Annotated in this window: 14 protein-coding genes; 4 read left to right on the top strand and 10 right to left on the bottom strand. The window is 72.7% G+C overall.

Annotation, left to right across the window (positions count from 1 at the left end; all coding sequences use genetic code 11):
- Positions 1-239: carboxyl transferase domain-containing protein (locus tag ACZ7GZ_RS39120; protein ID WP_471032058.1), on the bottom strand; the 239-nt coding region annotated here is incomplete at its 3' end.
- 19 nt (positions 240-258) lie between these two features.
- Complete coding sequence (locus ACZ7GZ_RS39115) at positions 259-1,311, bottom strand: polyprenyl synthetase family protein (protein WP_471032056.1); 1,053 nt, start codon at positions 1,309-1,311, stop codon at positions 259-261.
- A 278-nt stretch (positions 1,312-1,589) separates the two neighbouring features.
- Here ACZ7GZ_RS39115 and ACZ7GZ_RS39110 point away from each other — a divergent pair, with 278 nt between their 5' ends.
- The 4 genes from ACZ7GZ_RS39110 to ACZ7GZ_RS39095 all read left to right on the top strand — a co-directional run bounded on the left by ACZ7GZ_RS39110 (position 1,590) and on the right by ACZ7GZ_RS39095 (position 7,442).
- Entirely contained in the window at positions 1,590-2,270 is a 681-nt protein-coding gene (locus tag ACZ7GZ_RS39110) for a hypothetical protein (RefSeq protein WP_471032054.1), read from the top strand.
- A 236-nt stretch (positions 2,271-2,506) separates the two neighbouring features.
- Positions 2,507-3,052, top strand: coding sequence for a hypothetical protein (locus ACZ7GZ_RS39105; RefSeq protein WP_471032051.1), 546 nt, complete (start codon positions 2,507-2,509; stop codon positions 3,050-3,052).
- A 198-nt stretch (positions 3,053-3,250) separates the two neighbouring features.
- A complete protein-coding gene (locus ACZ7GZ_RS39100; RefSeq protein ID WP_471032048.1) occupies positions 3,251-5,392 on the top strand; it encodes an MMPL family transporter in 2,142 nt (713 codons plus the stop codon).
- Positions 5,393-5,474: 82 nt separating this feature from the next.
- Positions 5,475-7,442 carry an ABC1 kinase family protein gene (locus tag ACZ7GZ_RS39095; RefSeq protein WP_471032046.1) on the top strand — a complete coding sequence of 656 codons (1,968 nt, stop codon included), beginning with the start codon at positions 5,475-5,477 and terminating at the stop codon, positions 7,440-7,442.
- A gap of 27 nt (positions 7,443-7,469) precedes the next feature.
- Here the strand turns inward: ACZ7GZ_RS39095 and ACZ7GZ_RS39090 are convergent, their stop codons facing one another.
- The 8 genes from ACZ7GZ_RS39090 to ACZ7GZ_RS39055 all read right to left on the bottom strand — a co-directional run.
- Complete coding sequence (locus tag ACZ7GZ_RS39090) at positions 7,470-8,711, bottom strand: cytochrome P450 (protein ID WP_471032043.1); 1,242 nt, start codon at positions 8,709-8,711, stop codon at positions 7,470-7,472.
- A gap of 8 nt (positions 8,712-8,719) precedes the next feature.
- The gene (locus tag ACZ7GZ_RS39085; RefSeq protein WP_471032040.1) at positions 8,720-9,295 is read right to left on the bottom strand and encodes a hypothetical protein; all 576 of its coding nucleotides are present in this window, start codon (positions 9,293-9,295) and stop codon (positions 8,720-8,722) included.
- A 1-nt stretch (position 9,296) separates the two neighbouring features.
- The gene (locus ACZ7GZ_RS39080; RefSeq protein ID WP_471032038.1) at positions 9,297-9,845 is read right to left on the bottom strand and encodes a DUF3995 domain-containing protein; all 549 of its coding nucleotides are present in this window, start codon (positions 9,843-9,845) and stop codon (positions 9,297-9,299) included.
- A 43-nt stretch (positions 9,846-9,888) separates the two neighbouring features.
- A complete protein-coding gene (locus ACZ7GZ_RS39075; protein WP_471032035.1) occupies positions 9,889-10,743 on the bottom strand; it encodes a tryptophan 2,3-dioxygenase family protein in 855 nt (284 codons plus the stop codon).
- 26 nt (positions 10,744-10,769) lie between these two features.
- Positions 10,770-11,594 carry an ABC transporter permease gene (locus ACZ7GZ_RS39070; protein WP_471032033.1) on the bottom strand — a complete coding sequence of 275 codons (825 nt, stop codon included), beginning with the start codon at positions 11,592-11,594 and terminating at the stop codon, positions 10,770-10,772.
- Positions 11,591-12,598, bottom strand: a complete 1,008-nt coding sequence (locus tag ACZ7GZ_RS39065) for an ATP-binding cassette domain-containing protein (protein ID WP_471032030.1) — start codon at positions 12,596-12,598, stop codon at positions 11,591-11,593. The genes ACZ7GZ_RS39070 and ACZ7GZ_RS39065 overlap by 4 nt, the downstream gene beginning before the upstream one ends.
- Before the next feature lie 10 nt (positions 12,599-12,608).
- On the bottom strand, positions 12,609-19,673 hold the full coding sequence (locus ACZ7GZ_RS39060) for an amino acid adenylation domain-containing protein (protein ID WP_471032029.1): 7,065 nt from the start codon (positions 19,671-19,673) through the stop codon (positions 12,609-12,611).
- Positions 19,670-21,568 (bottom strand): condensation domain-containing protein (locus tag ACZ7GZ_RS39055; protein WP_471032026.1); only part of this gene is annotated, 1,899 nt, incomplete at its 5' end. The genes ACZ7GZ_RS39055 and ACZ7GZ_RS39060, both read right to left, overlap by 4 nt.

Genomic DNA, 21,568 nt, shown 5'->3' with positions numbered 1-21,568 from the left:
CCCCAGCCGGTGATCACCCCGTCGGTGTACGGCTTCTTCGCCTCCAGGCCGAAACCGGTCGCCCGGTGCCGGCGCAGCTGCTCGACCTCCTGGAAGGACCCCGGGTCCAGGAGCAGCTCGATCCGCTCCCGCGCGGTCAGCTTGCCCTTGGCGTGCTGCGCCTCGGTCGCGGCCGGCGCGCCGTCGAGGACCTCACGGCGGATGCGGTCGAGTTCGGCGATCCGCTCCTGCATCGTCATGGCGGACTCCCTTGCCGGTTCAGCTGGTTCGGTGGGCGACGTAGTCGCACAGGGTGAGCAGCGCGCGCCGGGCGGGCAGCTCGGGCAGCGCGCCGAGGGCCCCGCGTGCGTGGTCCAGGCGGCGGCGCAGCACGGCCTCCGTCTCGGCGAGGGCCGGCGAGCGGGCGAAGAGGTCCAGGGCGCGCCGCGCGGCCGTCGCCGGGACGGGGCCCGACGCCAGCAGCTCGCGCAGCTCGGCGTCGGCCGGGTCGGCGCTCTCCAGAACCAGCAGCACCGGCAGGGTGGGTACGCCGGCCAGCAGGTCGGTGCCGCGTTCCTTGCCGCTGACGTCGGCCGGGGACCGCAGGTCGAGCAGGTCGTCGGCGATCTGGAAGGCGAGGCCGAGGTGCTCGCCGTACTCGGTCAGCGCGGTCACGGCGGCCGGGGGTGCGCCGGCCTGGAGGGCGCCGATGCCGAGGGACATCGACAGCAGGGCCGCGGTCTTGCCCGCGAGCACCTGGAAGTAGTGGGTGACCGGGTCCTCGCCGGGGGCGGGGCCGGTCAGTTCGCGCAGCTGGCCGGCCACCAGGCGGCCCGCCGTACGGGCGTTGAGCTGTACGGCGTCGGGGCCGAGCTGCGCGGCCAGCTGGGCGGCGCGGGCGAGCAGCCAGTCGCCGCCCAGCACCGCGGCCCGTTCGCCGAAGCGGGCGTGGACGCTGGGCACGCCGTGCCGGGTGGGGGCGCCGTCCATGACGTCGTCGTGGTGCAGGGAGGCGATGTGGACGAGTTCGGCGATGACGGCGGCCTGGGTGACGCCGTCCCGCCACGGTTCGCCGAACTCGGCGCCGAGCAGCACCAGCAGCGGGCGCAGCCGCTTGCCGCCGGCCTCGGCGAGATAGCCGGTGAGCGCGCCGACACGGGGATCGCCGGCGTCCTGTGCCATGGCCAGCAGCCATTTCTCGACGCGTTCCAGGGATTCCCGCAGCCGTCCCGCCAAGCCGGGATCGTCGAGGTCGAGCCGGTCGAGCGGGCCGGTTTCCACGGGGTCGGCGTGTATTTCCGCCGCCGTCTTGCCGACGTGCCGCACAGTCATCGCCAGACCCTTCCGATACGTGGTGGAGCAGTGCCGGTTCCGCACCTGCGGACGACCACTCTCGGTACCGGTCTCCCCGCGTCTCAACTGCGGTGACATGAAGGTGCCAGCCAGTGCGGGCAGTGCCGGGAAACACGGACCGTCAGTTTCCTGCCACATATCCCGAAGGACCGGACCACAATCGCAGGACCGACGTTATGTTCCCGTCTCGAAAAGTCTCGGAAAGTTCTGCGGACTCCGACTCGGTCGGGCTCCGACTCCGTTGAAAGGGACGGGAATTGCGTACCCGATTCGCTCTCGCCGGCATGCTCGCCGCCGCCGTGCTCACCGCCGCCGCACCCGCCGCCCTGGCCGCCGGGGACGACGCGCGGCCCGCCACCCGATCCTGCGGCGCGCTGCGGCTGACGGGTTCGCTGCCCGTGCCGCCCGCGGGCATGGCGGTGCAGCAGGACGTCTCGATCGGTGCGGACTGCGCCCCGCGGCTCGGCGCGGTGCGGCTGGTGCCGGTGGACCGGGTGAAGGGGGCCGCGGCGGCACGGACGGCCGCCGCCGCCACGGACGGCACCCACCACGTCTCCGGCTGGAACGAGATGTACGACTGCTGCAACATCCGGATGACCGGCCTGTACACGACCTCCGACTGGACCACCGGCGGCGGCCGGGTCGTCAGCGCCTCCACCGACGCGAGCGAGCAGTACAACCGCGAGCCGTGGAACGCCGGCTGGTCACCGGCGTCGTCCACGCACAGCGCCGACTGCACGGCCGACTGCGCCGTCTCCCACACCGAGGCGCACGCGGACTTCACCTACCGGGGCATCTTCGACGTGACCGGGAACTGGTACGCCAACAGTCACCACTCGTACGTCGACCTGGGCGCCGACGGCACCGCCACCTGCCGCTTCGACGTCAATCTGCGCCACACCTTCGTCGGCTGGAACTGGCGGCACGGCTGCGCCTGACCGTGGCAGCAAGCTGCCAACGCCCCTGATCCGGTGGGCGCGTGCCTCCTACGCTCGTTCCTGCGCAGGCCCCGTGGACGTACCGACCGTGACGTCCGCCAGGCCTCAGCGCGACCCCGGCAAAACCGAGCCCGGCCTCATCACCACCTCCCCCAGCGGTCCGCAGAGGCCGGGCTCCGCCCTGTCGCGCCGCACAGACACGGACAAGTGCGCACACGAGGAGGCAGGCGGCCCCCATGACCACGGAACTCCGCGGCACACCGGCCCCTTCCGCGGTGCCGGTCCGCCCGCCACCGCCGCGCTGGGCTCGCTGGGCGGCGCACGCCGTGCCGCTGGTGGCGCTGCCCTCCTCCCTGTGGCGGCTGGCCATGGCCGCCGGAATCCCGGTCGGTTACAGCACGGCGGTGCTGCGCAGCGACTACGGCATCCCGGGCACCGGCTGTCTGATCCTGCCGCTGATCACCGTCCTGCAGGAGGCGGCGGCACTGCTCACCCTCGGCCTGGTCAGCGACTGGGGTCTGGTCGCGCCACGCCGGCTCCCGCTGATCGGGGGGCGGCCGGTGCGCACCTGGGCCGCGGTCGTCCCCGCCGCGCTCGGCGCGCTGGTCATGACGGCCGTCACCATCAACCAGTACCTCGCCTGGGACAAGGTCGACAGCGCCAACCTCACCGGTGTCCACCGCACCGTCATGGGCTGGGCCTACGCACCGCTGCTGCTGTGGGGGCCGCTACTGGCCGCGGTGACCGTCTCGTACGCCCTGCGGCGGCGACGGCGGTCCTGAGCCCCCGCGGCCGGAACCGGCGGCACCGCCCCTCCTGACCGTGGCAGCAAGCTGCCACGAACCGGGATGAAGAGGGTCCGTCCTTCCTACACTCGCCGAAATCCCCCACTGCACGGACCGTGCCGGGCACGCCCGCGCCACCGCCCAGCCGGGCACGCCGGGCTGGACACGCCGTGCACATGCTCACGAAGGAGTCTCATGTTCGGACGGATCGGACGGGCCGCCGTCCTCCGGCCCTGGCTGACCATCTCGGCCTGGATCGTCGCCGCGGTGGCACTGGCCGTGCTCGCCCCGCAGCTGAAGTCCACCGGCGACCAAGCCGACTTCCTGCCCTCGCACTACGAGTCGGTGCAGGCCGGCAAGGTGCAGGAGCGGGCGTTCCCGCGGCACGAGCAGCCGGCGGCCATCGCGGTCTTCCAGCGGGCCGACGGCGGCAAGCTGACCGCCGCGGACCAGGCCGAGGTCGCCGAGATCACCTCCCGTCTGCAGGGACTCGGCATCGACCACATCAAGCGGATCGAGACCAACAAGCAGGCCGTCTCGCCCAACCGGCAGATAGCCCTCGCCAGTGTCGTCGCCACCGTCAAGGACCCCTACGACCCAGGGCTGACGGACTCGGTGGAGAAGCTGCGCGACCAGGCCAAGCCGCTCCTGAAGGGAACCGGGCTGCGGCTTGGCATCACCGGGCAAGCGGCCAGCGCGCTGGACTCCAAGAAGGCGTCGGGCGACACGGACTCCATGATCATGTCGGCCACGCTGCTGCTCATCGTCGTCCTGCTGCTGCTCATCTTCCGTAGCCCGCTCATCGCCGTGCTCCCGGTGCTGATCATCGGAGTGGCCTTCATGGTCGCCACCGGACTGATCGCGACCGCGGCGGATCTCGGCGGTCTCAAGGCCGACAGTTCCATCTCCGCGATCCTGATCGTGGTCCTGTTCGGCGTCGGCACCGACTACATCCTCTTCCTGCTCTTCCGCCACCGTGAGCAGCTGCGTTCCGGGCAGGCGCCCAAACAGGCCATGATCACGGCGGTCACGCTGGTCGGTGAGACCATCGCGTCGGCGGCCGGGGCGGTCATCGTCGCCTTCATGGCGCTGCTGCTGTCCACCATGGGCATGCTCCGCACGATGGGTCCCTCGCTCGCGATCTCGGTGGCGGTCGCCCTGCTGGCGGGCCTCACCCTGGTGCCCGCCGTGTTCTCGCTTCTCGGCACCAAGGCGTACTGGCCGTCCAAGTCCTGGCGCAAGCAACCGAAGAACGCCCTGGCGGGCCGGATCGGCAGGCTCGCCGCACAACGCCCGGCGGCCGTCGCGACGGTCACCGGCGGTGTGCTGCTGGTGCTGGCCACCGGAGTGCTCGGCTTCCGCGCGGAGTTCGACACCACCAGCTCGCTGCCCCAGCACCTGGAGTCGGTGCAGGCCATGAAGGACCTGCAGCGCGGCTTCCCGGCCGGCGAGACCGACCCGACCACCGTGTACCTGGAGAAGGACGGCGGCGGCACCCTGACCAAGGCGGAGCTGGACGCCTACGGCGCCGCACTGGCCAAGGTGCACGGGGTGGGCCAGGTCTCACCCGCCGTGCTCGCCGGCGACGGCCGGGTCGCCCAGTACAGCGTGGTGCTGGACGACAAGCCCACCGGGGAGAAGGCCATCGAGCTGGTCTCCGGACCGCTCCGGAACGCCGCCCACCGGGCCGCGCCCGAGGGATCGACCGCGCTGGTCGGCGGCACCACGGCGGTGCTCGCCGACATCGAGAACGCGGTGAACCACGACTACAAGGTGGTCTTCCCGGCCGCGGGCATCGCCATCATGCTCATCCTCGGCTTGCTGCTGCGCAGCGTGGTCGCCCCCCTGTACCTCATGGTCTCGGTCGCGCTCGGCTTCGGTGCCACGCTCGGTGCCACCGTCTGGCTGTTCCAGCACAGCGAGGGCAAGAACGGGCTGCTGTTCACGCTGCCGGTGATCGTCTACCTCTTCGTGGTGGCGATCGGCACCGACTACAACATCCTGATGGTGGCCCGGCTGCGCGAGGAGATCGAGCAGGGTCTCAGTCCCCGGGAGGCCGCCGCCCGGGCCGTGGCCCGGTGCGTACCCACCGTCGCAGCCGCCTCGGTGATCCTGGCCGGCACCTTCGGCGTGCTGATGCTCGCCGAGAACTCCATGCTCCAGCAGATGGGCTTCGCGGTGGCGTTCGGCATCCTGCTGTCCTCCTTCGTGATGGCCATGCTTCTGGTGCCCGCCCTGACGACGATGCTCGGCCGCCGCGCCTGGTGGCCGGGGCACAAGGTGGCCGCCACCCCGGCACCGGCCCCCGTCCCGGACGACGAGCACACGCTCGTGTGACCGATGTGATCCCTGCGAGAGGAGGGCGCCGTCCGGTCCCCGCCACCACGAGAGGTGGCGGGGACCGGACGGCGCATGCCCTATGGAGCTCACCCTTTTCCTGTTCGTCGCCGCCGTCACCCTGGTCGTCACCGTGGCACTCCTGTCGATCGGGGCTCGGCGCCTGCTGGGGCTGAGAATAGGCAAGGTGCGTGCCGCCCTCACCGGCCTGGTGGCCATGGGGGCCAGCGGCCTGATCGGCGCGGCGATGGGCGAGGCCCGTCGCGGGGCCCTGGTCTCGGTGCAGATCGGGCTGACCGTGCTGGTCGCGGTGGGCTTCCTCGCCGTGTCCGAGGCGGTGGTGCCCTCCGGTTCGCTGTCCGGGCTGGTCCGCTGGCCGGGAGCGGTGCGCCGCCGGCTGGCCCGCACCCGTCGATACGGGCAGCTGAGCCGGATCGCGATGCGCCACGGGCTGGGCAGCGCGCTGCGTGGCCGGGGCCGCGGCGGGCCGGAGGCGGCGCTCGAGCGCGAGCAGTTCGCGGTGCGGCTGCGCCTCGCCCTGGAGGAGGCCGGGGCCACCTTCGTCAAGCTCGGCCAGGTCCTGTCCACCCGTTACGACCTGCTGCCGGCCGAGTTCGTGACGGAGCTGACCAAGCTGCAGCACCAGGTGACGGCCGAGCCCTGGGAGCAGGTGCGGCAGGTGCTGAGCGACGAACTGGGCCGGCAACCGGACGTGGTCTTCGCCGCGTTCGATCCCGAGCCGCTCGCCGCGGGCTCCATCGCCCAGGTACACCGGGCCCGGCTGACCACCGGCGAGGAGGTGGTGGTCAAGGTGCAGCGGCCCGGCGCCCGGGCGGTGGTCGACCGGGACCTGGACATCCTGTTCCGGATGAGCCGCAAGGTCGAGGAACACACCGCGTGGGGCCGGGACATCGGTGCCCTGGAACTCGCGGAGGGATTCGCGGCCTCCCTCAACGAGGAGCTGGACTTCCGTATCGAGGCGCGCAACATGGCCACGATCCGGGCCGCGGCGAGCCGCCCAGGCATGGTCTCCACGGTCCGGATGCCGCTCGTGCACGAGGAGCTGTGCAGCCGCCGCGTGCTGGTGCTGGAGCGGCTGCCCGGCATCCCGCTGAACACGGCGGACGCCCTCATCGAGCAACGCGGCCTGGACCGCACCGAGCTGGCCCGGCAACTGCTGGAGTGCGTCCTGGAGCAGATCATGATCGGCGGGGTGTTCCACGCCGACCCGCACCCCGGCAACATCATGCTGCTCGACGACGGCAAGCTCGGCCTGCTCGACTTCGGCTCGGTGGGCCGTATCGACCGGGTGCTGCGGGCGGCACTGGGCAATCTGCTGCTGGCCATCCACCGCAGCGACCCGGTCGCCCTCGCCGACGCGCTGCTGGAACTCGTCGAGCGCCGCGAGGACATCGACGAGATGCGTCTGGAGCGTGCCCTGGGCCGGTTCATGGCCCGCCATCTCACCCCGGGGGTACGGCCCGACCGCGAGATGTTCGCCGACCTCTTCCTGCTGGTCGCCCGGCACGGGCTGACCGTGCCCCCGGAGATCGCCGCCACCTTCCGGGCCCTGGCGACCCTGGAAGGGGCCATGGAGCAGCTGGTTCCGGGCTTCGACATCGTCGCCGAGGCCCGGGCCTTCGCCGCGGAGCAGCTGGAGCGCAAGCTGACGCCGCAGTCCGTCGGCCGGGTACTGGCGGAGGAGACGCTCGCGCTGGCCCCGATGCTGCGCCGGCTGCCGCGCCGGATCGAGCGGATCACCGACTCGCTGGAGCACGGGCGGCTGGGGGTGCAGGTCCGGCTGCTCGCGGACGAGCGCGACCGCCGTTTCGTACGGTCCCTGGTGCACGATGTGCTGCTGGCGTTCCTGGGCGGTATCACCGCGCTGGTCGGAGTGCTGCTGCTCGGCACCCGCAACGGTCCCCAGCTCAGTCCCTCGCTCACCCTCTACCAACTGCTCGGCTACAACGTGCTGGTGGTCAGCTCCGTCCTGGTGATCCGCGTGGTGTTCACGGTCTTCCGGTCCCAGCGGCGGCTCCCCGGGCGCTGACCCGGGGGGAGCCACCGGCTGGCGGGCTCAGACGGCCGTGAACTTCACCGGCAGACTGCTGTAGCCGTACAGGAAGTTGGAGTACACCCGCCGGGCGGGGCCGCGGGACTCCACCGCGCCGACCATGTCCCGCAGTGCCGCCAGAAGCGCCTTCAGCTCCTCACGGCCGAGAAACGCGCCGAGGCAGAAGTGCGGGCCGAATCCGAAGGTCACGTGCTTGTTGGGGGTACGGCCCAGGTCGTAGCTGCGCGGGTCGGCGAAGACACTCTCGTCGAAGTTGGCGGAGCTGTTCCACAGCGTGACGACGTCGCCCGCCGGTATGGTACGGCCGCCGATCTCCACGTCGACCAGGGCCCGGCGGCCGAAGTGCATGGCCGGTGTGGTCCAGCGCAGCACCTCCTCGGCGGCGCTGTCCACGCCGACCTCGCCGGCCTTGAACGCCCGCCACTGCTCGGGGTGTTCGATGAAGCCGAGGACCGCGCCGATGGACGCCATCCGGCTGGACTCGTCGCCGCCGATGATGAGGCTGTAGCAGTTGAGGACGATCTCCTCCTCGGTCAGCGGCCGGCCGTCGATCTCACCGGTGGCCAGCGCGCTGATGACGTCGTCGCCGGGGTTCCGGCGGCGGCTGCGTGCCAGGTCGGAGAAGTAGAGCAGGATCTCGTTGCGGGCGAGCCAGGCGTCATCCGCCGTCCCCTCGCTGCTGTCCGCGCTCAGCACCTGCTTGTTCCAGTCGAGCAGCGGCTGGCGGTCCTGCGGGGGGACGGCCATCAGATCGCAGATGGTGCCCATCGGGATGTGCTCGGCGATGGCCTCCGCGTAGTCGAAGCCGTCCCCGTCCAGCACCTGGGCGAGCAGGTCGCGGGTGCGCAGGCGCACCTGCTCGACCACATGGCGCAGGGCGCGCGGCGAGAACGACCTGAGCATCAGGTTGCGGATGGCGCGGTGGCGGGGCCCGTCGGTGACGGCGAGCATCTTCCCGGCCGCCGAGTCGCCGCCCTGCAACAGCGTGGCGAGGACATTGCCGCGTTCGGAGGTGAACCGGTCGTTGTCCTTGTAGACGGCCAGGACGTCGGCGTACCGGGTGAGCGCCCAGAAGCCGGGCCGCCCCTCGGCGGGCCGGTGGTGGTGGACCGGACGCTCGGTCCGGAACCGCTGCCAGAGATCGTGCAGGTCGCTGGGGTCGGGGGTGACGAAGGTGCGCGGGTCGGTGAGGTCCACGGCGTCCAGGTCGCCGTGGGTGGCCTGGACGGTCTCGGTCGCAGTCATGTCCGCTCTCACTGTCTGTTGCACGGTTCAGGGTTCGGTGGGTGGGGGCCGGGGTGTGACTCGGCGCGCCGCCGGATGCCGCGCAGCCACTCGTGGCGGATGACGCCGCTGGGCAGGCGGATGAGCATCCAGTAGCGGGCGAACCGGCGCCGGGTCGCCTCGTCGGTGCTGCGCACCCGCGTCTCGGTGGTCAGCCGTCCCTCGCCGACGCGGAAGTCGAAGGCGACCTTGTAGTGACCGGGCCGGTCGAAGGCGGCGAAGGAGTCCGCCACCGGCTCGGCCAGCCGGGCCGGTCCCTTGGGCTCCTCGGTGGCGACGACCGCCCCGATGACCAACTGACGGGGGTCACGGTGCAGTTCGGTGAACCCGCCGCTCGTCATGGAGGCCAGGAAGGACTGGTCGGCCTTGTCCCGCCGGGTGCCGAAGGAGCCGGCCAGCATCAGCGCGTGGAAGACGGGGACGTCCCGCCAGCGGGTCTCGTCGACCGCGCGCAGCACATGTTCAGGCAGGGCGTGCACCTCGGTCGAGTGCCGTTCGCGGTGGTCCCAGTGCGGCAGCAGCCGGTCCATTGCCCGCTCGTCCATGTCAGTCGTTCCCCTCCCCGGCCGGGGCCGGCTGCCGGGTGCGCCGCTGGAAGCCCAGGGCCATGACGGTGAACAGCAGGCCGCCGAGCATCCAGTAGGGCTCGTAGACGAGGATGCTGAAGCGGTCCTCGCCGGTCAGCGGTGCTTTCCGCTGACCCGCGAGGTAGACCGCCAGGTCCACCATGGCGGGCGCGGCGTGGAACACCATCAGCAGCGCGCAGCCCCAGGCGCCGAGGAGTACCAGGCGGCGCGGGAAGAACAGGCCCCAGCGCTGCACGAGGGCGAGCGCGAGGGCGGCCCCGCCGAGGTTCATCGGAATGGCGATCAGGTCGATGACGAACAACGGCTTGTTGTCGACCAGGGATTCACCGGGCGGCAGCCCGAAGGTGCCGCCCAGTGCCCAGTAGGTATGGAACGCCGCGAACATGACCATCCACGCGCATGCGGTGAAGGCCGTTCTGCGCTGCCATGCCGTCGCGGGCGCGGTGCATCGGGCCCGCTCGGTGACGCGGGAAGTGGTGCTGTTGACGGCAGCGGGTGTGCTTTCCATGACGTTCCAATCGCGGTGGACGGTTATTCCGTCGCTTGCCGGTTCAGGTGGGCAGCTCGGATCCATACCCCATCGGGCAGCCGTAGACTGTCTCACCGTCGGCGTCTGTGTCCCGCTGTCCGGCAGGTGTGGCGTGAACCTGACTGCGAGCCGCGTGCAGTTCGGGAAAGAACCACTTGTCCAGGGTGGAGCGCAGGAACTCCGAGCCCGAACTGCCGCCGGTGCCCGGCCGGGTGCCGAGCGCGCGGACGACCAGCAGCCAGTGCTGGTAGCGCCAGTGGTGGAAGAGGGCATCGTACTCGAGGAGGTGCTCAGCGGTGTCCCGCAGGTCCTCGTCGGGCCGGCCGGGGGCGAAGAGCTCCTCGGGGGTGAGCCCGCGGCGCAGCAGGACCTGGCCGAACACGTCGCTGAGGTTGGGCTCGTGGAAACGGCTGAGCAGCCGCTCCCGCTCGGCGACGGTGGCGCCGGGCAGGTTCAGGTAACGCCGGTCACGCAGCCCGGAGATCATCTCGACCTCGCGGAACTGCACGGACTGGAAGCCGCTGGACTCCCCCAGCGCGCCGCGGAACTCGTTGAACCCGGCGGGCGTCATGGTGGCGAGCACGTCGAGGTGGCCGAGCCACAGCTGGCCCATCCGGTTCAGTCGGCGCAGACCGCGGCGGGCGGCTGTGAACCGCTCGTTCCGCAGCGCGTCGCGCACGCTCTCCAGCTCGTGCAGCGCGCAGGAGAACCACAGCTCGAAGGCCTGGTGGGTGACGATGAACAGCAGTTCGTCGTGGGCGTCGGTGCGCGGGCGCTGAAGCGTCAGGAGTTCGGGGACCTCCAGGTACGAGCCGTAGGAGAGCGGTTCCGTGGAAGCGGTGGTAAGGGTCAGGGGTTCGGCGACGGTGTCGGTCATGGGATGGTCCCCTCGGTGGGCGTCGCTCAACGGGCGGCGGCGCTACGGTAGGTGCGGACGGCCAGCGGGGCGACGACCGCGAGGATCAGCGCCATCCAGGCCAGGCTGAGGACGACGGGGTGGTCGTTCGGGAAGGAGTGGCGGGCGGTCGCCGCCGGGTTGCCCCACAGCTCGCGGCAGGCGCCGACCACGGAGCTCAGCGGGTTCCACTCGGCGGCCACGGTCAGCCAGTGCGGCAGCCCGGTGAGTGGGATGAAGGCGTTGGACAGGAACAGCACGGGCATCAGCAGCAGCGACGGCACCGACGAGGCGGTCGTGGGGTCGCCGAGCGAGAGCCCGATGAGCGCGCCCAGCCACGCCATCGTGAAGCCGAAGAGCAGCAGGATGCCGAATCCGGCGAGCACTCGGGGCACGTCCGTGTGGGTGCGCCAGCCGATGCCGAGGCCGACGGCGGCCATGGCGACGCAGCTGAGCGCGCGCAGCACGGTGTCGCCCAGGGTGCGGCCGACGAGCACGGCCGCACCCGACATGGGCAGGGAGCGGAAGCGGTCGACGAGCCCGTTGCGCAGGTCGTCGACGGCGCCGACCGCCGTGCCCGGTACGGCGCTCATGACGCCCTGGACGAAGATGCCCGCCATGATGAACTCGGCGTAGTCGCCGTGCGGCACCTCGATGACGCTGCCGAAGAGCACGCCGAAGAGCAGCACGAACACCATGGGCAGCAGGACCGCGTTGACCAGCCGGCCCGGTGCCCGTCGCAGGTGCCGCAGATGCCGTTCCAAGCAGATCAGGCCGTCGTTCAGTCCCGTCAGCAGCCCGTCGCGGGGCGCCGTTTCCGTCAGTGCGCTCATGCCGCGCTCCACTCCTCGCTGCGCTGCCCGCTGTGGTCGTCGCTGGGGGCCTCGGTCCGGTCGTGCGTGCCGCTGCGTCCGGTGAGGCTGAGGAAGACGTCGTCCAGGGAGGGGCGACGGATCGCGAAGTCCGTCACCGTCACCCCGGCGGCCCGCAGCGCCACGGCCGCCTCGGCGATGTCGTGCAGGCCGCCGTCCACCGGCACGGACAGCACCCGGCCGGCATCGTCGGTGAACGGCACCGCGCCCGCGGCACGGCTGAGCGCGGCGGTCGCGGCGGGCCGCTGGGCCGGGTCGGCGAGTGCCACCTCCAGGCGCTCGCCGCCGACCCTGCGCTTCAGCTCGTCCGAGGTGCCCTCGGCGATCACCCGGCCGGAGTCCACGACCACGATCCGGTCGGCCAGTTCGTCGGCCTCCTCCAGGTACTGGGTGGTGAGCAGCACGGTGACCCCGGACGCGACCTCCTCCCGGATCATCGCCCACAGGGCGAGCCGGCTGGCCGGGTCGAGTCCGGTGGTCGGCTCGTCCAGGAAGAGCACGGACGGACGGGCGACCAGACTGGCCGCCAGGTCCAGCCGGCGGCGCATGCCTCCCGAGTACGTCCCGGAAGGCCGGCCGGCCGCGTCGGTCAGGTCGAACCGGTCCAGCAGTTCGGTCGCCCGTTGCCCGGCGGCCGAGCGGCTCAGCCGGTGCAGCATGCCGATCATCCGCAGGTTCTCGGCGCCGGTGAGCTGTTCGTCGACGGCCGCGTACTGGCCGGTGAGGCCGATGGCCCGCTGCACCTGCCGGCGCTCGCGCACCACGTCGTACCCGGCCACCCGGGCGGTGCCCGCGTCGGGTTCGAGCAGGGTCGCGAGGATGCGGACCGTCGTGGTCTTGCCCGCGCCGTTGGGGCCGAGCACGCCGAGCACGGTTCCGGCGGGGACCGCGAGATCGATGCCGCGCAGGGCCTCGTGGTCGCCGTACCGCTTGCGCAGTCCTTCCGCGTGTATCGCCAGCTCCACTGTTCGCTCCTCACTCACCGCGGACTCGGTCCGCGAGGATTCGGCCGATCTCGGCGATCGGCCCCGGACGGGTCATCTCGTCGTGGGCGCAGGCGACTTCGTGGATATCCAGCCGTCCGGCCACGTGGGCGTGCCAGGTGTCGACGCTCGGGGCGTCCGTGCCGCGGCCCTCGGTGGCCAGGAAGTACAGGATGTCGCCGTGGTACGTGCCGGGCCGCAGGGCGTCGCCGACGGCCTGGTTGTTGGCGGCGACCCGCTCGATGGCCGCCACGTGCCGGGCCGTGAGGCCGGCCAGACCCGTCTCGCCCGAGCCGAGCAGCTCCGCCACGGCCGCGTGGTCGAGCGGACGGCCGCCGCCGGCGGGTGCCCGCCCGGTCAGCCCGGCGAGTCCGCGCAGGAAGTCGTCGCCGTGGTGCTCGACGTGCTTGCGGCCAGTCGGGTAGGCGTCGAGCAGCGCGAGCAGCGCGACCTGTTCGCCCGCGGCCTGCAGCCGGGTGGCCATGAGGTGGGCGACCAGGCCGCCGAAGGACCAGCCGAGCAGGTGGTACGGGCCGTGCGGCTGCACCCTCCTGATCTGTGCCAGGTAGTCGTCGGCCATCTCCTCGGCGTTCGCCGGGAGCCGGCCGGTACCGGTCAGTCCGCGCGCCTGCAGCGCGTACACCGGACGGTCGCGTTCCAGGGCCGGTACGAGCCCGGAGTAGACCCAGCCGACGCCGAGTCCGGGGTGCACGCAGAACAGTGGCGGCAGGCTGCCCGTGGAGCGCAGCGGCAGCAGGACCTCGAGGGCGTCGTCGAGGGTGTCGTCGCCGAGCCGGGGGGCGAGCCGGGCGACCGTCGGCGCCTCGAACATGGTGCGGACGGTGAGGTTCGCGCCGAGCGCCTCGCGGATCCGGCCGGCCAGCCGCATGATCAGCAGGGAGTGGCCGCCCAGGTCGAAGAAGTCGTCGTCCACGCCGACCCGTTCGACTGCGAGCACCTCGGCGAACAGCAGGCACAGCAGCTCCTCGCGCTCGGTGCGCGGCGCGCGGTACTTCCGGGAGGAGGTGAACCCGGGTGCGGGCAGGGCCCGTACGTCGAGCTTGCCGTGGTGCGACAGCGGCAGCGCGTCGAGGGTCACGAACGCGGCGGGCACCATGTACTCGGGCAGGGCGGCGGCGACCAGCGTGCGCAGTTCGTCCGTGCCGGGTACGGCGTCCCCGGTGAGGTAGGCGACCAGGCGCTGGTCGCCCGCGGTGTCCTCGCGCAGCACCACGGCGGCCCGGCCGACACCCGGGTGCCCGGTCAGGACGGACTCGATCTCCCCGGTCTCGATGCGGAAGCCGCGCAGCTTGACCTGCCCGTCACCGCGGCCGTCGTAGACGAGCCGGCCCTCGGCGTCCCAGTGGGCCAGGTCGCCGGTGCGGTACATGCGCGCCCCGGCCGGCCCGAACGGGTCGGCGACGAAGCGTTCGGCGGTGAGCGCGGCCCGGTCGAGGTAGCCGCGCGCCAGGCTCGCGCCGGCGATGTACAGCTCGCCGCGCACGCCGGCGGGGGCCGGGCGCAGCCAGGCGTCGAGCACGTAGGCCCGGGTACCCGCGAACGGGCGGCCGATCGGCACGGGTCCGGCAGGCAGCTGCTGCCCCGGTTCGATGCGGTACTGGGTGCAGTTGACGGTGGCCTCGGTCGGTCCGTAGACGTTGACCACGGTGGTGCCGGGCCTGCGGATCCGGAATCCGGCGAGGGCCTCGCCCGTCAGCGCCTCACCGCCGAGCAGGAGTTCACCGCTCGGGACGTTGGCGTCGGGTGCCGACCCGAGCAGCGGCAGATGGCTGGGAGTCGCCTTCAGGAAGGTGATGCCGGTACCGGTGGCCGGTGCGTCGTCGAGGGCGGCGATCCGGACCCGGCCGCCGGTCACCAGCGGTGTGTACAGGGCGGTCACGGTCAGGTCGAAGGTGACCGGTGAGTGCAGCAGCGCGGTGCCCGCGGCGCTCGGGTACGCGGCCGCCGCCCAGCTGAGGTAGTCGGTGACCGAGCGGTGTTCGACCACCACGCCCTTGGGGCGGCCGGTCGAGCCGGAGGTGTAGATGACGTACGCCGGGTGGGCCGGGCGGAGCGGAGCGGTGCGGTCCGCGTCCGTGAGGCCGGTGCCGTCCCGCGAGTCAAGGTCCCGCAAGGTGTCGGGGTGGTCGAGCAGCAGCGGGCTGTGACCGGTGGGCAGGGCGGCCACCGTGTCGCGGTCGCCCAGCAGCAGCACGGGCTGCGCGTCGGCGAGCACGAACCGCGTGCGCTCGGCCGGGTGGTCGGGGTCGAGGGGCAGATAGGCCGCACCGGACTTCAGCACCGCGAGCAGCGCGACCACCAGGCCGGCCGAGCGGGGCAGGGCGATCGCCACCACCCGCTCGGGTCCCGCGCCACGGTCCACCAGCAGCCGGGCGAGCCGGTTGGCGCGGGTGTCGAGCTCCTCGTAGGTGAGAGTCGCGTCGTCGGCGACGACCGCGGTGGCGTGCGGGGTCCGCCGTGCCTGGGCCTCGATGAGCGCGGGCAGCGGCTCCACCGGGACCTCGCGGGTTCCGCCGTCTCCGAGGGAGAGCAGCCGCCGCCGCTCCTCGGGCGTGAGCACGTCGAGGGTGCACACGGGTGCGTCGGGCCGCTCGGTGGCCGCGGTCAGCAGGATGTTCAGTCGCCCGGCCAGCCGCTCGGCGGTGCTCCGGTCGAACAGCTCGGTGTTGTACTGCAGCACCCCGTCGACGCCGGCCGGCGTACCCGCGGTGTCGAAGCGTTCGCCGAGGTGGACGGCCAGGTCGAACTTGGCCACGGCGGAGTCCGCGGGGTAGGGGCTGGTGGTGAGTCCGTCGAGCCGGAAGTCGGCCTCGGCGTTGTTGTGGACGGAGAGCAGCACCTGGAAGAGGGGGTGCCGGGCCAGCGACCGGGCCGGGTTGAGCACCTCGACGAGCCGCTCGAACGGCAGGTCCTGGTGGGCGTAGGCGGCGAGGTCGGTCTCCCGGACCCGGGCCACCAGCTCCCGGAAGGTGGGGGTGCCGGAGGTGTCGGTGCGCAGCACCAGGGTGTTGACGAAAAAGCCCACGAGGTCGTCGAGGGCGTCGTCGGTGCGGCCGGCGACCGGCGTGCCGACGGGGATGTCGGTGCCCGCGCCCTCCGCGGTGAGGACGGCGGCGAAGGCAGCCTGGAGCACCATGAACATGCTGGCGCGGGTGTCGTGGGCGAGGCGGGCGAGCCGGGCGTGCAGCGGGGCGTCCAGGGTGAAGGGCACACCGGCGCCCTGGTTGCCGAGCACCGCCGGCCGGGGCCGGTCCAAGGGCAGTTCGAGCTGGTCGGGCAGGTTGGCCAGGGTCCGCTTCCAGTGGGCGATCTGCTGTGCCGCGACGCTCCTCGGGTCCTGCTCGTCGCCGAGCACCCTGCGCTGCCACAGGGCGTAGTCCGCGTACTGCACGGGCAGTGGTGCCCAGGCGGGTGCGGTGCCTGCCCGGCGGGCGGCGTAGGCGGCGGCGAGGTCGCGGGCCAGCGGGGCCATCGACCAGCCGTCGGTGGCGATGTGGTGCACCACCAGGAGCAGCACGTGCTCCTCGGGCGCGGTGCTGAACAGCACGGCGCGCAGGGGGACTTCGCAGGTCAGGTCGAAGCCGCGGGCGGCCTCCGCGGCCAGCAGCGCGTCGACCGTGTCCTCGGTGGTGTCGGTGAAGGTGAAGGCGGTGCCGGCGGGCAGCACCTGCTGGCGGGGTTCGCCGTCGGTGGCAGGGAAGACCGTGCGCAGGGTCTCGTGCCGGGCCACCACGTCGGCGAGGGCCGTGTCGAGCGCGTCCCGGTCGACGGGTCCGTGCAGCCGTACGGCCAGCGGGACGTTGTAGGTGGCGCTCGGGCCCTCCATGCGGTTGAGGAACCACAGCCGGCGCTGGGCGAAGGACAGCGGCACCGCTTCGGGCCGGTCCGCGGCGCGCAGCGGAGGCCGCGCGCCGCCGGCCGCGGCGACCCGTGCGGCCAGCTCCGCGGGGGTCGGAGCCTCGAAGAGGGCGCGGATGGCGAGTTCCACCCCGAGGTCGGAACGGACCCGGCTGACCAGGCGGGTGGCGAGCAGGGAGTGGCCGCCGAGGGTGAAGAAGCTGTCGTCGACGCCCACCGTCTGCAGGCCCAGCACCTCCGCGAAGAGGGCGCACAGCGCCTCCTCCTCCGCGGTCTCGGGTGCCCGGCCGGTGGTGGAGCCGGCGAGTTCAGGAGCAGGCAGCGCCTTTCGGTCGACCTTGCCGTTGGGGGTGAGCGGGAACTCGTCGAGGACGACGGTGGCGGAGGGCACCATGAACTCGGGCAGCACCGCGCCGATGTGCTCGCGCAGGGCTTCCGGTTCCGCGCGCCGGCCCTCGGCCGGGACCACGTAGGCCACGACCCGCTTGTCGCCGGGCTCGTCCTCGCGTACGACGACCACTGCGTGGCCGACGGTCTCGTGCTGCGCGAGCACCGACTCGATCTCGCCGAGCTCGATGCGGAAGCCCCTGACCTTGACCTGGTCGTCGGCGCGGCCGGCGAACTCCAGCTGCCCGTCGGCACGCCACCGGCCGAGGTCCCCGGAACGGTAGAGACGGGAGCCGGCCGGGCCGAACGGGTTGGCCACGAACCGTGTCGCGGTCAGTCCGGGCCGCTCGTGGTAGCCGCGGGCGAGGCCGGGTCCGGTGATGTACATCTCGCCTACGCCGCCGGGGGGCACCGGGCGCAGCCAGCGGTCCAGCAGGTACACGCGGGAGTTGACGAAGGGGTGCCCGATGGGCGGGGTGCCGCCGACGCCGAGCGGACCGCTCATCGTGGCGCCCACGGTGGTCTCGGTCGGGCCGTAGCCGTTGAGGAGGCGGCGGCCCGGCGCCCAGCGGGCGACGAGTTCGGGTGTGCAGGCGTCACCGGTGGAGACGAGGGTGGCCCCGGCGAGCACGTCCGGGCCGGCCGGGAGGGAGGCCAGCGCGACCGGCGGCAGCGTGGCGTGGGTGACCCCGTGCTGGCGGACCAGGGCGGCGAGCGGATCGCCCGGCAGCAGGTCGTCGGCGGAGCCGAGGACGAGTGCGGCGCCGGAGAGCAGGCCCATCGACAGGTCCCAGAAGCCGGCGTCGAAGCTCACCGAAGCGAACTGCAGCACCCTGCTGCCCGGGCCCGCCTGGACGGCGTCGGCCTGGGTGGCGACCAGGCTCGCCAGGCCGTGGTGCGGGACCACGACCCCCTTGGGGCGGCCGGTCGAACCGGAGGTGTAGATGATGTACATCGGGTGTGCGGTGGTGAGCGGGGCGAGCCGTTCGCCGTCGGTGATGTCGCCGTCGTAGCAGGCGGCGACGGCGGCCGAGGTCCCGGGGTCGTCCAGGACCAGCCGGGGCACGTCCGGTGCCAGATCGCCGAGCGCTCCGGCGGCCGTGGTGGTGAGGAGCAGGCCGGGCCGGGCGTCGGCCACCATGAAGGCGAGACGGTCGACCGGGTAGGCCGGGTCGAGCGGCAGATACCCGGCACCGGCCTTGAGGACGGCCCACAGGGCGACGACGAGGTCCACCGAGCGGGGCACAGCCACGGCGACGAACTGCTCGGGGCCGACGCCGAGTTGGACGAGCCGGCGGGCCAGCCGGTTGGCGCGGGCGTCGAGTTCGGCATAGGAGACGGTCGTGTCGCCGAAGAGCACCGCGGGCGCGTCGGGCGTCTCGGCCACCCGGGCCCGGAACAACTCGGGCAGGGTCGCCGGGGGGATCTCGCGGGCGGTGTCGTTGAAGTCGCCGAGCAGGCGCCCGCGCTCCGCCGTGGAGAGCACGTCGAGCCGGCCGACGGGCCGGCCGGGATCGGCGACGACGGCCGTGAACAGCCGCACCAGCCGGTCCAGGACGGACCGGGCGGCCGTCTCGTCGAACAGGTCGGGGGCGTAGCACAGCCGCAGGTGCAGATCGTCGCCCATCAGCCCGGCGGCGAGGTTGAGCGGGTAGTGGGCGCCGTCGCGGCCGTCGACACCGCTGAAGCGGACGCCGTCGACCTCGAGTTCCTCGGTGGTCGGGTCGACGGGGTAGTTCTGGAAGACGAGCGTGGTGTCGAACAGCTCCTGATGGCCGGAGAGCTGCTGTACATCGGTGAGCCGGACGTGCTGGTGGGCGAGGAGCCCGGCCTGCTCGGCCTGGAGCCGGGTGAGCGCTTCCACGAGCGATTCCTCGGGACGGAAGCGGACCCGCACCGGCAGCGTGTTGATGAACAGCCCGACCATGGTGTCGACGCCCGGGATCTCCGGAGGCCGGCCTGAGACGATGGCGCCGAACACCACGTCGTCGCGGCCCGTGAGGGCGGACAGCAGCAGCGCCCAGACGCCCTGGACGACGGTGTTGACGGTGAGCGAGCGGCTGCGGGCGAAGGCCAGCAGCGCGGCGGTGATCTCCGCCGGTACCTCGTGCCGCAGCCAGCCGGGCCGGACCAGCTCCCGGCCGCGGTGCACCGGAGCCACCAGGGTCGCTTCGTCGATGCCGTCCAGAGCGGTGCGCCACGCCTCGCGGGCGGTGTCGGCGTCCTGGCCGGCGAGCCAGGCCAGGTAGTCGCGGTAGGGGGTGACCGGGCGCAGTACGGCCGGGTCGCCCTTGCTGCCGTACAGCTCGAACAGCTCCCGCACCAGCACCGGGACGGACCAGCCGTCCATCAGGATGTGGTGCTTGGTCAGCATCAGCCGGAAGCGGTCGGGGCCGAGCCGGAAGACGGTGAAGCGCAGCAGCGGCGGGCGGGTCAGGTCGAAGCCGCGCGCCCGGTCCTCGTCGGCGTGCCGGGCGAGCTCGGCCTCCTGCTTGTCCGCGTCCAGGGCGCTGAGGTCGATCTGCGCCCAGGGCACCTTGACGTGGCTGTGCACGAGCTGCACCGGCTCGGCCGACCGGTCGTGCCGGAAGCCGACCCGCAGGTTGGCGTGCCGCTTGAGCAGGGCCCGCGCGGCCAGCCGCAGGGCGCGCGCGTCCAGGGGGCCCTCGAGGTCGAGGAGGAGCTGGTGGACGTAGAGGTCCGGTCCGTCCTCGTCGTACAGGGCCTGGAACAGCATGCCCTCCTGCAGTGGCGACAGCGGGAGGACGTCCTCGATTGCGGACTTGCTCACTTGGCCATCTCCCATTCGTCCGTGAAGTCGTCCTCGTCGTCGTCCCGGCCGTCCGGGGCGACCGGCTCGGCGCCCGAGGTGAAGGCGTCGAGCTCTTCCTGGCTGAGCCGGACCAGTGACAGGTCCGACGGGGTGAGTCCGCCGATGCCGCTTTGCCCGGCGTGGGCCGCGAGCGCGCGTACGGCGCGCGAGAAGCAGACGGTCAGTTCGCGGACGTCCGCTTCGCGCAGCAGGGTCTGCGGCCAGGACCAGACGAGCAGCAGCCGCGGCCCGTCCGGGTGGTCCTCGGTCATCGCGTTGAGGCCGAGGGCGTGGGTGAGCGGGGTCTGAGGGTCGGGCCGGCCGCCGGAGAGGTCGGCGCCTCCGACCATCTCGGCGTCGGCGACCGGGGTCCAGGGCGCCGCCGCACCGCTGCCCGCGGGGGCGGACCTGCCCAGGTAGTTGAAGCTTATCTGGGGTCCCGGGAGGTCGCGGAGCACGTCCCGGGTGCGGTGGTTGAGGTGGCGCAGCAGGCCGAAGCCCAGTCCGTGGTCGGGCAGGGCACGCAGCTGCTCCTTGACCCGCTTGAGCGCCTCGCCGACGGCGGGGCCGCCGGCCCAGAAGCCGGAGCCGGTACGGTGGCCGGTCCCGGGGTCCAGGCGGACCGGGTGCAGGCTGGTGAACCAGCCGACGGTGCGGGACAGGTCGACGCCGTCGACGACGTCCTCCCGGCCGTGTCCCTCCAGGTCGACGAGGACCGCGGCCTCGTCCTCCTCGCCGCGCTGGGACCGCCAGTCGGCGACCGCCAGGGCGAGGGCGGTGAGCAGGACGTCGTTGACGCCCGCGTGGTAGGCGGCCGGCAGGGTGGTCAGCAGCGGGGTGACCTGCTCGGCGGCCTCGGTGGTGGTCAGGAAGCGCATGGTGGCGAACACGTCCTGGCCCGGGTCGAGCGGACGGTCCCCGAGCAGCGGGTCCGGCTCTTCCAGCATGCCTTCCCACAGCGGGAGCTCGGCCTCGCGTTCCGGGGTGTGGGCGAGTTCCAGCAGGTGCTGGGCCCAGCGCCGGAAGGAGGTGCCGGTCGGCTGGAGCACGGGCTCGGCGCCCTTGGCGAGCGCCTCGCAGGCGGCGGCGAGGTCGGGTACCAGGATCTGCCAGGACACGTTGTCGACGACCAGATGGTGGGCCACCAGCAGCAGCCGCCCGGCCTGGCCGGCCCCCGTGTCGAACCAGACCGCCTGGAGCATCACTCCCGCGTCCGGGTCGATCCGCCCCCAAGCGGCCTCGCTCTCCCGAGAGGTGAGCGCGCGCAGCCGTGCCGCGTCCAGGCCGGCCGCGTCGACCCGCAGCACCCGCCCGCCGGCGTCCACGGTGCCGCGCTCGGGCACCTCCAGCCGCCACTGGCCGGTCTCCCTGATCAGCCGGGCGCGCAGGGCGTCGTGGTGGTCGAACAGGGCCTGCAGGGCGCCGGTGAGCGTGTCCATGGTGAGGTCCGCCGGGGCCTGCAGGAGCGTCGACTGGTTGAACCGGCCGATGGGTCCGCCGCGTTCACGCAGCCAGTGCACGGCCGGCGTCAGCGGCACCTCGCCGATTCCGAGGTCGGGGCCTTCGCCGACGACCTGGTCCAGACTGCCCGCGACGGCGGCGAGCGCGGCCACGGTCCGGTGTTCGAAGACCTGCCGGGGCGTGATGACCAGGCCGGTGGCGCGGGCGCGGCTGACGAGCTGGATGGACATGATGCTGTCGCCGCCGAGGTCGAAGAAGCTGTCGTCGACCCCGACCGACGTCAGGTTCAGCAGCTCCCGGTAGATCCGGCTGAGGGCCTCCTCGTGTTCGGTGGCTGCCTGGCGTCCGCCGGGGGTGGCGGAGAGGTCGGGGGCGGGCAGGGCCTTGCGGTCCAGCTTGCCGTTGGGTGTGTG

The sequence above is a fragment of the Streptomyces sp. NPDC037288 genome (assembly GCF_055603265.1).
The sequence above is the reverse complement of the archived record's forward strand: the minus strand, read 5'-3'. Positions and strand labels throughout refer to the sequence as shown.